We start from the raw sequence: 12,791 nt of genomic DNA, 5'->3' as shown, positions 1-12,791 counted from the left end.
TTCAATTGGTACAGTGTGGAGCGCGAAGCGGCATTTGCGCGCATTGTGGGCAGCGACTAGAGTGGCGCGATGAAATCCACACCGGAACACATCGGGATCGTCGCCTGTTCCGCCGAAGGTGCGGCGCTCTGCTACACGACGATCTGCGTCGAGGGGGCGCAGCTGCTCGGTTCGCATGCGCATCCGGAGGTCTCGATGCACACGCCGTCTTTGGCGGAATACGTGGCGTGCCTCGATCGCGGCGACCTGCGCGGCGTGGCGGATCTCATGCTCGTCTCCGCCGAAAAGCTCGAGAAGATCGGCGCCGATTTCCTGATCTGCCCCGACAACACGATCCATCAGGCGATGCCGCTGGTGGCGCCGCACTCGCCGTTGCCGTGGCTGCACATCGCCGAAGTGGTGGCGAGGGAAGCGGTCGCGCGCGGCTTCAAGCGCCTCGGCATTACCGGCACGCGCTGGCTGGTGGACAGCGCGGTCTATCCGGAGAAACTGGCGGCGCATAGTCTCGACCATCTGCGGCCGTCTGATGACGAGCGCGCGGAATGCAACCGCATCATCATGGAGGAACTGGTCTACGACGTCTTCAAGTCGGACTCCGTCGCCTATTTCCAGCAGGTCATTGCGCGGATGAAGGAGCAGGGGTGCGATGCCGTCATCCTCGGCTGCACCGAAATCTCGCTGATCATCAGCGATGCGAACTCCCCGCTGCCGACACTCGATTCCACACGCCTGCTCGCCCGCGCCGCGCTGCAGCGCGCCGCTGCCGCCGCCTAGATCGCCTGCCTGCATGAGCACAGTGACCATTGCGCTGGCACAGACGCCCGTGGGCGCCGATGTCACGTGCAACGCGCGGCACATCAAGGCGATGATGCGCAAAGCCAAGGCAGCAGGCGCCGATCTGGTGCAGGTCACGGAAGGCGCGCTCTCCGGCTATGGCCGGAAGGTGCTAACTCCCTTCGAGCAATGGCAGGCGAATGATTGGGCACAGCTGCGGCACGAGTCGCGTGCGATCGCGAGCCTGGCTGGGGAACTACGGCTCTGGGTGCTGGTCGGCAGTGTCCATCCACTGGAAAATGGCGGCCGCCCGCATAACTGCCTCTATCTGATCGGACCGGACGGCACGCTGCGGACCCGCTACGACAAACGCTTCTGCTCTCGCAACGAGCTGACGGGCTGGTACATTCCGGGGGCTGAACCGGTTGTGTTTGAGATCAACGGTGTACGGTTCGGTTTCGCCATCTGTCTGGAGGTGCGCTTCCCGGAGGTGTTCGACGAGTACCGGCGGCTTGGGGTCCATGGCGTGCTGGTGTCTACGTTCACCGCAGCACGCAACGACGCGGAGGATGCGAAACAGGACAACATCTTCGCCGTCACGGCCCAGGCACATGCGGCCAACAACTGCTATTGGGTCAGCCTGGTGACTCCTAGCAATCCGTTCCAGGGACCGGTCACACAGCTGATCGACCCGCTGGGCAACGTTGTTGCGAAGAGCAGCCGCCATCGCAGCGACCTCGTGCTCGGCCGCATCGAGATCGGCGAGAGGAGCCTGTGGCACAAGATCGCGTGGGGAAGGGCGTGGCGGGACTCCGCGCGCAGTGGAGAGATTTATCGCGAGCGTCGTATCGACACGCCACGATCAAGGGACCGACAGAGCTTCTAGCCCGGCGCAGTGCCCGCAGCGGAAACTTCGCCGGTGCGACGGTCTTCGCCGCCACGATCATTGCGCGGATGAAGGAGCAGGGGGGCGATGCCGTCATCCTCGGCTGCACCGAAATCCCGCTGATCATCAGCGATGCGACATCCCCGCGCAGACACTCGATTCCACACGCCTGCTCGCTCGTGCCGCCTTGCGCCGCGCGGTCGAGAGCGCCGCGGCCTAAATTGCTCAGGTCGGCATTCTTGCGCAATGCTCGGCACGTCAAGCGGATGATCGCAACGCCAAAGCGGCGGGCGCCGATGTGGTCCCGTTCAGCGACTTTCTCGGCTAGGGCAGCTAAGTATTGACGCCTTTCGATTTGTGGCGGCGCCGGCCCAGATGAGACCATCTGGACACGACATGACAGGCCCTTCTGCTCTCATATTGAGCGCCTACTGGTTCAGGCCTGGTGACGCCGAGCAATCCGTTCCCGGGGCTCATCACACAGCACCGCTCGCAATGTGGTCGCGAAAGCCAACCGACATTGCAGAACGTTGCGCTCGGCCGGTCGGCATCGGCGAGGGCAGCCTGCGGCAGAAGATCGCGCTTGGCGGGGAGTGGCGCAAGTCCGCGCGCGCCGAGACCTGCCGCGAACGGCGGGTCAGCATGCCGCGAAACCGAAACCGTCATTCGTAGCTTCGAGCGTCAGATGGCACAGTCGTGCTTACTTGCCGGTCCGGCGATTGCCTCGTGGCTGCGCGGCGACGACGCTGAAGTCCTTTGATTTGGTGGCGCCGTCCGCCGCATGGAATCCTTCCGCAGCCAGACCGCGCTTCAGAAGTTCGCGCACGGCGGCGGCTCGGCTCGGCATCCGCGCCTGAAAGCGCCAGTCGTCCACAACCTTCAACTCCTCCCCCGTCAGCATGATCTGCAGCCGTTCTCCACGCGAGAGATCGCCCATAGTTCACCTCCGGAAATTCCTCAGTTGCAGAATATAGCGCCCGCTCAAAAGGCGTCAAGTAAGCGGAAAGCGCTATCTACTCATTTATCTCTCTTGACCTATCAGTCTGGATTGACGGCTATAGAGGCAAATGCGCATAAGTAGTTAAACAGTATTCTTGTGGTAGAATCGCTTCTGATACAGAAGTCTCCTAATATAGAAGGAAGTAATAGTTGCTTAATTTTTAAATTATGCCATGCTGCCAGCTCTCAATCTCGACCATTATCTGGGAGCAAGCGATGGCAGTCCCGACTTTGGCCTATTCGAGGCCAGATTTTGCAGCCGGGGCCCATCACCGGGTGGCCAACAGCCTTGCCCTTTTGGCGAGCATCGTACGGATGCAAGCCTCAGCGTTCGGCAAGAGACCGGACATGGTGAGCTGCGATGAGGTCCGAACCGTCCTAGAGGAGCTTGGCAATCGCGTTCATACAATCGCCCGATTGCACGGTCGCTTGGCAGCCGGACCTCCGGACGGAGCCGTCGCGCTTGGCGATTATCTGCGCGATGTTGCCGCTGCTGTTGTCTCGGCACTCTCTGCCGCCGGGCAGGTCCGCCTGCGCTTCGCGTGCGAGAAGGATTGCCTGGTAGCGCCCGAGCGCGCCTTGCCGCTCGGCCTGATCGTCGCCGAACTGGTCACGAATGCCGTCAAATACGCCCATCCAGCAGGCGTTGCAGGGGAGATTTCCGTGGCATGCGGTGTAGCTGATGACCAGACCGTCACGATCGAAGTCTCGGACGATGGGATCGGTCTTCCCGAAGGCTTTGATCCGATGAAGAACGGCAACCTCGGTCTGCAACTCGTGCGCTGCCTCGCGTCGGAGCTGGCTGCTCGTATCAGTTTCGCGCATGACCCGCTTGGAACATCTTTTGAACTGAAAATGCCTACGGAGACGGTGGTTTGATGTTTGGCTCAGTGACATCGCCTGCGGTGCCAGCTTGGAGAATAATGATGATCAACAAGAGCTATCACTCCCATTTCACGGATAGCAACGATCGAATTCAGATCTGCGAGCGGCTCGAGTGTCCCAATGATGTCACGGCCGTCTTGAAGGTCGAGGAGTTGCTGGCAGCATCAAAATACAAAACTGCAGAATTGTGGCAGAGCGCCCGACTAGTCGGGAAATGGAGTGCCAACCCAGCCGGTACGACCTGAAGGTGGACGTGTCTAGCATGGCCAAGGAACCTACACAGAAGACGCCGGCAACACTCGGCGACGTGCTGTACGCCAAGTCCAAACCTCCGATACTGGAGCAGGACTGGGCAAAGCTCGTCCGTTCGATTGCCGCGGGTGACCAGCTCGCGCTGCATGCGCTCTACGAGATGGCCCATCGGCCCGTTTTCACTTTGATCATGCGGATCACAGCCAACCGGGAAACCGCTGAGGAGCTCACGGTTGACGTCTTCCATGACGTCTGGCGGCGCGCGTCGGGTTACGATGCGGCGAACGGTACCGTGCTCGGCTGGATTATGAATCAGGCGCGCTCGCGGGCGATCGACCGTCTGCGCTTCGAGAGCAGAAAGAAGCGCAGCCGCGACGGCGACGTTCAGCCGCTGGCAGAGGTGACTGCCGATCCGCGCGACGTGCTGGAGTTGCGAGAGCAGGGGGACTCGCTGCGTGCAGCATTGGCAGCGCTCACGCGGGACGAGCGCCAGGCGATCGAAACGACGTTCTTCGCCGGGCTTACGCATGCTGAAGCCGCGGCGCGGCTGAAGCAGCCGCTCGGCACCGTCAAGACGCGCATTCGTTCAGGGCTGCATAAGCTGCGGCACACCCTGAGCGCGGAAGCGGGGAAGCCATGAGTACGTCCCATGGGAACCGCTGCGGGCAGAGCGAGGTGACGTGCGCGTATGCCCTGCAAGCCCTGCCTGCGGGCGAGATTACGGCGGCCGAAGCCCACATCGCCGCGTGCCCGGATTGCCAGCGCGAGCTGGAGGGTCTCCGCCCGGTGGTCGATCGGTTCGTCTCCTGGCCCACCGACGTGCTGCGTCCGACCACATCGCTACAAGCGCGGCTTGCGCTCCGCATCGCCGATGAGACGGGAGAGCAGCCGGTGCTGCCATCGGGACGGCAGTGGTCCGAGCCGGACTGGGAGCAGGTTGCGCCCGGCATTGAATGCAAGCTGCTCGCGACCGATCCGGACCGGCACCGGGTCAGCATGCTGGTGCGGCTGGCGCCCGGGGCGAGCTACCCGGCGCATACCCATGCCGGCGTGGAGGAGCTGCATCTCCTCGACGGCGAGCTGTGGATCGACGAGCGCAAGCTCTTCCCCGGCGACTACAACTATGGTGCGCCCGGCGCGGGCGACGAGCGCGTCTGGAGCGAGACCGGCTGCACCTGCGTTCTCATCACCAGCACCAAGGATACTCTTCGCTGAGGGACGTGTTCGTTCGCTCTGTCACCACCTCGGACCAATCCAAAAGCGAGCGTTTGATAATTTAAGGGGCATACAAGGCGCGCATTCCCCTGCGTTGGGCATCGATATTTCGGCAGCGGTCATATCGCCGCCAGCCGGGGCGCGAGAACGCCGCCTGGCCGAGGAGATCAAGAAGCTTGAAAGGCTCCGCGCGGCGAGGCTAACACGCAAATTGCAAGATTCACGTGCTGGTCGAAGACCCTGCCGCCCAGGATAGCTGAACGCGGGCGGCTCCGAGGATGACCGATTCAGAGGCGGGCGGTAAAGGTCCCCGGGCCGGCGCCACGAGCCCAACGCCAGATGAACCCCAAACAGCAGCACCTAACTGGTGGCGCTGACCTGAGGCTTCGTTTGCTCGAGCTCCGCCTCGGCCAGCCCCTTGTTCGCCGGTCCGTTCACCACATGGCCCAGCGCATGGAAGCGCGACCCGTGGCATGGGCAATCCCAGGTCTTTTCGCCGCTGTTCCAATGCACGATACAGCCAAGATGCGGGCAGGTGGCGGAATGAATGTGCAGCTGCCCCACCGGGTCGCGGTAGACCGCGAGCTTCTTCAATCCCTGACGCACGATGGCGCCTTCACCGGAGCGGATGTCCGAGATCTGGTCCACCTCGCTGGTGGTGGCATGGTCGACATAGTGTCCGGCGACTTTCAGGTTCTCGCGAGCGAAAGTGCCGGCTGACTGCAGCGTCCTGCGCGATGGATCGTAGAGGTTGGCCCAAGGATTGGAGCGACCTTCGATCAGATCCGGGATCAGCATGCCAGCGATGGTGCCGTGGGTCATGCCGTTGCCGCTATCGCCGGTCGCGATCAGCAGGTTGGTCTCGCTGCCGGGATTGACGCCGATAAAGCCGAGCGCGTCCACCGGCTCCATGATCTGGCCGGACCAGCGATGGGGGTAGTCGCGCACTTGCGGAAAGCGTTCGCGGGTCCACTCCATCAGGCGGTTGTGGCGGTCTTCCATATCGTCCGCTTCGCCGGTGCGATGATCTTCGCCGCCCACGATCAGATAGTCGAAGCCGGCTTCACCCCGCTGCAAACGAACGTAGTGGTAGGGATCGAGCGTGTCCCAGAGCAGCAGGTGCGGCACGCTTTCTTCGGCGACGCGGCCGGCGACGACGTAGGTGCGGTAGGCGGCCTGCTTGGTGTGCATGGTGACGCGGTCGATCACCGGGGTGTTGGTGGCGATCACCACGGCGTCAGCGGTGACAACCGGACCATTGGCGGTGATAACGCGCGCCGGGCGTCCTGGCTCGACGGCCGTCACATGGGTGCCGTCGTGGAGCCAGGCGCCGCTCTTGGTTGCGGCAAGCACCAGGCCGCGCAGGTACTCGAGGATGTGGAACTGAGCCTGGTGCGGAAACCGAATGGCACGGCCGAAATCGAACGAGGTGATCGGGACGCGCTGGACCAGCTCCGCTTCTTCGAGGCCAGCGCGACGCGCCGCGTTGAGCTCGTCCAGTAGGAACTCTGGATTGCCTTCCGGCTGGAACAGATAGCCATCCAGGCGCTCGAAGTCACAGTCGATGCCTTCGGTCGTAACGATGCGCTCGATCTCGTCAACCGCGGCCGCGTGGCTTTCGGCGGCGAGGCGCGCGCCATCCTGGCCGTGCAGACGCTCGAGCTCGACAAACCGGTCGTCAAGCGCGCTGCAGAGGTGCGCGGTGGTGCGGCAGCTTTCGCCGCCGGCGATTGGTCCGTCTTCCAGAACCATGATCTTTCGCCCCGGCCGCGCCATGCGGTAGGCGATGGTCAAGCCGGCAATGCCGGCACCGACGATGCACACATCGGTGCGCACATCGCCCGCCAACGCATCGCGCGAGGGGATCTTTGCAGCCGACATCCAAAGCGAGCGGCATGCGCCGTTGTCGGTTGCGAATTCGTCCTGGCGATGGTTCTGGTTCGACATGGCGGCCCTCCTGGCGCGAAAGCGTGCCTAGAAGAACAGGTGGCAAAGGGGGCACGTTGCGCCCTTTGGGTGCGCATCACTGACGCGGCGCCGTGATGTGCGGTGCCGGAATCGCCCCCAGTTTCGGCCTTCCGAGGGCGCCCGAAGGCGAGGTCTTGCGGCTTCTGCGTTGACTCAAAAATTTCGGTCGTAAATGATTGAAATCACAGGGTGTTTTTGCGGCTGCGAAAGGTTGTTTCAGCGGTTCGAATCTGCTATCAACCGGTGGCCGGACTTAAGGGCGATTCCTGCCCCTTCGCCAGCCCCAAAAATCGAGTTCAAGTGCAGTGAACGACACACCCAACACGCCCAGATTCGACATCGCGCCGGTTCCCATCGAAGACGAGATGCGGCGCTCTTATCTCGATTACGCGATGAGCGTGATCGTCAGCCGCGCGCTGCCCGATGTGCGCGACGGCTTGAAGCCGGTTCATCGCCGCATCCTCTACGGCATGTACGAGGGCGGCTTCGGCTCCAGTGGCGGCACCAAGAAATCCGCTCGCGCCGTCGGCGAGATCATGGGTAAGTACCATCCGCACGGCGACCAGTCGATCTACGACGCGCTGGTGCGCATGGCGCAGGATTTCTCCATGCGCGTCACGCTCATCGAGGGGCAGGGGAATTTCGGCTCCATGGACGGCGATCCGCCGGCGGCCATGCGCTACACCGAGGCCAAGTTGAACCGGGCGGCCGAGGCGCTGCTCGACGATCTCGAAAACGAGACCGTCGATTTCCAGCCGAACTACGACGACAAGTCCAAGGAGCCGACCGTCCTGCCGGCGCGCTTCCCCAATCTGCTGGTGAACGGCGCGGGCGGTATCGCCGTTGGCATGGCGACCAACATTCCGACACACAACCTGTCGGAAACCATTGATGCGTGCGTGGCGTACCTGGAGAACCCGGACATTACCATCGATCAGCTGATCGAGTATCTGCCGGGACCGGACTTCCCGACCGGCGGCATCATCCTGGGGCGCAACGGCATCCGCGAGGCCTACCACACCGGCCGCGGCTCCATCGTCATGCGCGGCCGCACCCATATCGAGGACATGCGCGATCGCGAAGCCATCGTGGTCACGGAGATCCCGTACCAGCAGAACAAGTCGCGCATGATCGCGCGCATGGCCGAGGTGGTGAAGGAGAAGTTGATCGACGGTATCTCGCACATCCGCGACGAGAGCAACCGCGAAGGCGTGCGCGTCGTCGTCGAGCTGAAGCGCGACGCGATGGCCGATGTCGTGCTCAATCAACTCTACCAGTTCACCACGCTGCAGACCAGCTTCGGCGTCAACGCGCTGGCGCTCAACCGGGGCAAGCCGGAGCTGTTGAACCTGAAGCAGATCATCGCTGCGTTCATCGAGTTCCGCGAAGAGGTCATCAATCGCCGCTCTGCGTTCCTGCTGCGCAGGACGCGCGAGCAGGCCCACAACTTGATGGGTCTGGCGGTGGCGGTGGCGAACATCGACGAGATTATCACCCTGATCCGGCGCGCTCCGGACCCCCAGACCGCGAAAGAGCAGATGCTGGCGCGGCGCTGGCCAGCGGAATCGGTCATCGACCTGATCAAGCTGATCGACGACCCTGCGAACCTGGAGGAGGTCGCGCGCGCCTATCAACTGTCCGAGGCGCAGGCCAAGGCGATCCTCGATCTGCGCTTGCAGCGCTTGACCGGCCTGGAGCGCGACAAGATCGCCGGCGACCTGCGCGAGATGGCAGCCAAGATCACCTATAACCTGGAGATCCTGGACAGCCGGCCAAAGCGGCTTGATCTTCTGCGCACCGAGCTGTTGGAGATGAAGGAGAAGTTCGGCTCGCCGCGCATGACGGAGATTCAGGACCTGGAGTTCGAGGCCGATATCGAGGCCCTGATCCAGCGCGAGGATATGGTCGTGACCGTCACCCACGGTGGCTACATCAAGCGCGTGCCGCTCTCCACCTATCGCTCGCAGCGCCGGGGCGGTCGCGGCCGTGCCGGCATGGCGACGCGCGACGAGGATTTCGTCAGCCAGGTGTTCGTCGCGGATACCCTGACGCCCATGCTGTTCTTCTCCACCCGCGGCATGGTCTACAAGTCGAAGGTCTACCGCCTGCCGCTCGGCAATCCGCAGGCGCGCGGCAAGGCTCTGGTCAACCTGCTACCGCTGGAGGAGGGCGAGACTATCTCTACTGTCATGCCCTTGCCGGAGGATGAATCGACCTGGGCGCAGAGCCAGATCATATTCGCGACGGCCAGCGGCTACGTTCGCCGCAACGAGCTCAGCGACTTCGTCGATGTGAAGGCGAACGGCAAGATCGCCATGAAGCTGGAGGACGGCGACCGGCTGATCGGCGTCGGCGTCTGCAACGAGGCCAACGACATCCTGCTCGCCGCGCGCAGTGGAAAGGCGATCCGCTTCGCGGTCGGCGACGTGCGCGTATTCACCAGCCGCGATTCCATCGGCGTGCGCGGCATCAGGCTGGAGGAAGGCGATCGCGTCGTCTCGATGTCCGTGCTGGGCCACGTGGATATCGAGCTCGAGGAGCGCGACGCCTATCTGCGCTATGCCGTCGCCAAGCGCCGTGCGCTGGGCGAGGAGGCGGAGGCGGAGGAGGGCACCGAGCCGACGGCAGTCGTCCTGCCACAAGAGCGGCTCAATGAGCTCGAGATCCGCGAGGAGTTCATCCTGACCGTGACCGCCAAGGGCTTCGGTAAGCGGACCTCGGCCTACGAGTACCGCGTCATCGGCCGCGGCGGGCAGGGCGTTGCCAACATCGAGGTGTCGCAACGCAATGGACCGGTGGTCGCCTCGTTCCCGGTGGGCGACGATGACCAGATCATGTTGGTGACCAACCGCGGGCAGCTCATCCGCTGCCCGGTCCATGACATCCGCATCGCCCGGCGCCAGACCCAGGGCGTCACCATCTTCCGCGTCGCAGAGGACGAGGAAGTGGTGGCGGTGGCGCATCTTAGCGACCTGGGCGAAGACGAGGGCGGCAACGGCGGCGAGGATGCGCCGGATGGCGACGTACCGGCAGGCAACGGCGGAAAATAACGCCAACAGGAGGGGCGTAGATGACAGGCAAGCGGATCGGCATCTATCCGGGCACGTTCGACCCAGTTACCTACGGCCATGTCGATATCATTCGCCGCGCCGCCAAGCTGGTGGACAAACTGATCGTCGCGGTGTCGGTGAATGCCGGCAAGGGGCCGCTTTTCACGGTCGAGGAGCGCGCGGCCCTTCTGAAGGGGGAGATCGCCGACACCAAGAACGGCCTGTCCAACTCCATTGAGGTCGTGTCCTTCGACAGTCTGCTGATGCATTTCGCCGAGCAGATGAAGGCCGGCGTCATCATCCGCGGCCTGCGGGCCGTGTCGGATTTCGAATACGAGTTCCAGATGACCGGCATGAACGCTCGCCTCAATCCGGAGATCGAGACCGTGTTCCTGATGGCCGCGGAGCGCAGCCAGTTCATCTCCTCCCGGTTCGTGAAGGAGATCCACAAGCTCGGTGGCGATGTCAGCCAGTTCGTCTCGCCCCGCGTAGTCGAGGCGCTGAAGCGGAAATAGCCTGGAGCTCAACCCGGGTCGGCATACTGCGCTTCACCGTTCCCGAACGACCAGTTCTCCTTGGCAACCTCGACAAGGCCGATGAAGACATCTTCACGCCGCAACCCGATGCGCTGGTGCAACCCGTCGGCGACGGCCCGGTAGAACTGCTTCTTTTGCTCCACCGTCCGTCCCTGGTTCAGGAACAGCTGGATGATGATGCAATCCTTCGTGCGCCTGATCCCAAGGTAGCCCTCGTCCGCGATGTGACTGTCAGGGGCATGCTCCGTAAAGATCTGGAACCGATCGTCCTTGGGGACCTTGAGCGTTTCGATCATCGCATCGTAGATGACATCGCCGATGGCGCGGCGATAGTCGGCAGACTTGCCGGCGACAAGGCTAATTCGAGCGAGGGGCATGAAGTCTCTCCCATCAAGTTGCGCCTGCGGCGCGCGGTCGGTCGACGGAGCGTAGCGGTCCGTCGGTGTTCTTGGCTATCGCGGCGACTGTGGAGACCAAGCGGTCGATCTCGGCCTCGGTATTGATATAGCTGACCGAAGCACGCACGATCTCGCGCAGGTTGCGTGCAGTCATGTCGAGTGGCGTGTAAGGCACACCATTGGCACCGACTGTGATCCGGTCCTGGGCAAGTCTCGTTCGGACGTCCTGCGCGCCGAGCCCGTCGACGGTGAAGGACACCAGTCCCGATTGTACCGCGCCGAGGTCGCGCACGGTCACGCCGGGAATCGCGCGCAAACCCCCACGCAGGGATTCGGCAAGGCTCCCGATGCGCGCGCCGATCGGCTCGATCCCGATCGACCGAGCTTGCTTCAGCGCGGCGCCTAGCCCGAGCAGCAACGCCACGGAACCTTCAATGGTCTCGAACAGGCGTGCATCCTGGCGGCGAACCGGACCGTGCTCGCTCCATGGCCCCGACTGGACGTCAAGGAAGGGCGGCTCGAGACGTTCGAGCAAGGTCCGGCGCACATAGAGCAACGCCGTACCGCGCGGCCCGCGCAGATACTTGCGGCCCGCTCCTTTCAGCATGTCGCAACCGATTGTCTCGACGTCGATGGGAATCTGCCCGACTGCCTGGCCCGCATCGACGAAGTACGGAACGCCTACGGCCCGCGCGATACGGCCGATCGCGACGGCATCATTGATCAGACCGCCATTCGCCGGCAGCCAGGTCAATGAGATCAGCCGGACCCGGTCGTCGATCAGCCGGGCAAGGGCCTCCGGGTCGGCGCTGCCATCCTGTCGGACCGGTATGGCTTCTACGCTCGCGCCGGCACGATCCGCCGCCGCGCGCATGGTCGCCAGGTTTCCGCCCCATTCCTGTCGGCCGACCAGGATCCGCTCGCCGCGCGCAAGCTTCGGCAATGCCGCGAAGACGAGACCGAAGGCCGCCGATCCGCTCGACGTGAACGCGATCTCATCCGGCTTGGCGCCCAACAGTGCCGCGGCGTCCGCACGTGCGGCGGCAACTCCTTCGGCGGCGCCGGTTGCCGCTTCCATCGCACCGTAGAGGGCCTCGCGCTCGAGATGATCCACAACGGCTGCGAGCGTGGCCCTGGTCGGCAGCGACGCGCCGGAGTGATTGAAGTGGGCACCGATGGCGCAGCCCGGCGTTTGGGCGCGCAGCGCCTCGACATCCATGGCGACCTGCATGGGCTAGACCTCCGTCAGCTCGATGATGGCGTCGACTTCGACCAACGCCCCGTGCGGCAAGGAAGCCACGCCCACCGCAGCCCGGGCATGCTTGCCGGCCTCTCCGAACACGGCCGCGATGAGGTCGGACGCGCCGTTCGCGACATCCAGCTGCCGCGTGAATTCAGGTGTTGATGCGACGAATACGCCGAGCCTCGCCACGCGGCGAACGGCCGAGACGCGGTCGTTTGTCACCGCTACAATTTGTGCCAGTACATTGAGGCAGGCGGCTTGCGCAGCCTGCCGGCCTTGCTCGACATCGAAGTCGGCCCCTATGCGGCCGGCATAACCGGATCCGTGCACATGCGAACCGATTTGCCCGGCAACGAACAACAGATTGCCCACGCGGACGGTGGAAACGTAGTTGCCGGCCGGTGCGGCCACTTGTGGCAACTGACGGCCGAGGGCCGCGACTTTCTGAGTGATTGATCCAGTCATGATAAACCCGCTTCTTTTTTCGGAAAATGGCAGCCACTGAGGGCGTCTGACCAATTCAAATGTCAGCCGCGAGCGATCGATCTGGCTCATGTGTGGGGTGGCCTATATGATGGCGGCCCG

General features: G+C 63.5%; 12 protein-coding genes. 7 read left to right on the top strand and 5 right to left on the bottom strand.

Annotation, left to right across the window (positions count from 1 at the left end; translation table 11 throughout):
• The first annotated feature begins 69 nt into the window (after positions 1–69).
• Together DTX69_RS07345 and DTX69_RS07340 are read left to right on the top strand one after the other, a co-directional pair.
• Positions 70–774 (top strand): aspartate/glutamate racemase family protein, encoded by a 705-nt coding sequence (locus tag DTX69_RS07345; protein ID WP_119300880.1) that lies wholly within the window; start codon positions 70–72, stop codon positions 772–774.
• Between the two features lie 13 nt (positions 775–787).
• Positions 788–1,660 carry a carbon-nitrogen hydrolase family protein gene (locus DTX69_RS07340; RefSeq protein WP_162916837.1) on the top strand — a complete coding sequence of 291 codons (873 nt, stop codon included), beginning with the start codon at positions 788–790 and terminating at the stop codon, positions 1,658–1,660.
• Positions 1,661–2,360: 700 nt separating this feature from the next.
• Here the strand turns inward: DTX69_RS07340 and DTX69_RS07330 are convergent.
• Positions 2,361–2,597: a hypothetical protein gene (locus DTX69_RS07330; protein WP_119300878.1), complete on the bottom strand. Its 237-nt coding sequence runs from the start codon at positions 2,595–2,597 to the stop codon at positions 2,361–2,363.
• A 278-nt stretch (positions 2,598–2,875) separates the two neighbouring features.
• Here DTX69_RS07330 and DTX69_RS07325 point away from each other — a divergent pair, with 278 nt between their 5' ends.
• From DTX69_RS07325 to DTX69_RS07315, 3 genes are all read left to right on the top strand, one after another.
• Complete coding sequence (locus DTX69_RS07325) at positions 2,876–3,538, top strand: sensor histidine kinase (protein ID WP_162916835.1); 663 nt, start codon at positions 2,876–2,878, stop codon at positions 3,536–3,538.
• A gap of 268 nt (positions 3,539–3,806) precedes the next feature.
• Positions 3,807–4,436: an RNA polymerase sigma factor gene (locus DTX69_RS07320; RefSeq protein WP_162916833.1), complete on the top strand. Its 630-nt coding sequence runs from the start codon at positions 3,807–3,809 to the stop codon at positions 4,434–4,436.
• Positions 4,433–5,011: a cupin domain-containing protein gene (locus DTX69_RS07315; protein ID WP_119300875.1), complete on the top strand. Its 579-nt coding sequence runs from the start codon at positions 4,433–4,435 to the stop codon at positions 5,009–5,011. Before DTX69_RS07320 ends, DTX69_RS07315 begins: the two co-directional genes overlap by 4 nt.
• 360 nt (positions 5,012–5,371) lie before the next feature.
• On the opposite strand, the gene DTX69_RS07310 is transcribed toward DTX69_RS07315, so the two are convergent.
• Positions 5,372–6,958, bottom strand: a complete 1,587-nt coding sequence (locus tag DTX69_RS07310; RefSeq protein ID WP_119300874.1) for an FAD-dependent oxidoreductase — start codon at positions 6,956–6,958, stop codon at positions 5,372–5,374.
• A 326-nt stretch (positions 6,959–7,284) separates the two neighbouring features.
• Here DTX69_RS07310 and gyrA point away from each other — a divergent pair, with 326 nt between their 5' ends.
• On the top strand, positions 7,285–10,029 hold the full coding sequence (gene gyrA / locus DTX69_RS07305; protein WP_119300873.1) for a DNA gyrase subunit A: 2,745 nt from the start codon (positions 7,285–7,287) through the stop codon (positions 10,027–10,029).
• Between the two features lie 20 nt (positions 10,030–10,049).
• Positions 10,050–10,544: a pantetheine-phosphate adenylyltransferase gene (coaD, locus tag DTX69_RS07300; RefSeq protein ID WP_119300872.1), complete on the top strand. Its 495-nt coding sequence runs from the start codon at positions 10,050–10,052 to the stop codon at positions 10,542–10,544.
• Positions 10,545–10,552: 8 nt separating this feature from the next.
• Here the strand turns inward: coaD and DTX69_RS07295 are convergent, their stop codons facing one another.
• From DTX69_RS07295 to DTX69_RS07285, 3 genes are read right to left on the bottom strand one after another with little or no spacing between them, the layout of a single operon-like run.
• The gene (locus tag DTX69_RS07295; RefSeq protein WP_119300871.1) at positions 10,553–10,942 is read right to left on the bottom strand and encodes a tautomerase family protein; all 390 of its coding nucleotides are present in this window, start codon (positions 10,940–10,942) and stop codon (positions 10,553–10,555) included.
• A gap of 13 nt (positions 10,943–10,955) precedes the next feature.
• On the bottom strand, positions 10,956–12,194 hold the full coding sequence (locus DTX69_RS07290) for an aminotransferase class V-fold PLP-dependent enzyme (protein ID WP_119300870.1): 1,239 nt from the start codon (positions 12,192–12,194) through the stop codon (positions 10,956–10,958).
• A gap of 3 nt (positions 12,195–12,197) precedes the next feature.
• A complete protein-coding gene (locus tag DTX69_RS07285) occupies positions 12,198–12,761 on the bottom strand; it encodes a RidA family protein (RefSeq protein ID WP_284735612.1) in 564 nt (187 codons plus the stop codon).
• Positions 12,762–12,791: the final 30 nt, after the last annotated feature.

The organism is Dongia deserti, assembly GCF_003574735.1.
GTDB classification, from domain to species: Bacteria; Pseudomonadota; Alphaproteobacteria; order Dongiales; family Dongiaceae; genus Dongia_A; species Dongia_A deserti.
This window is presented reverse-complemented; position numbering and strand designations above follow the sequence as displayed.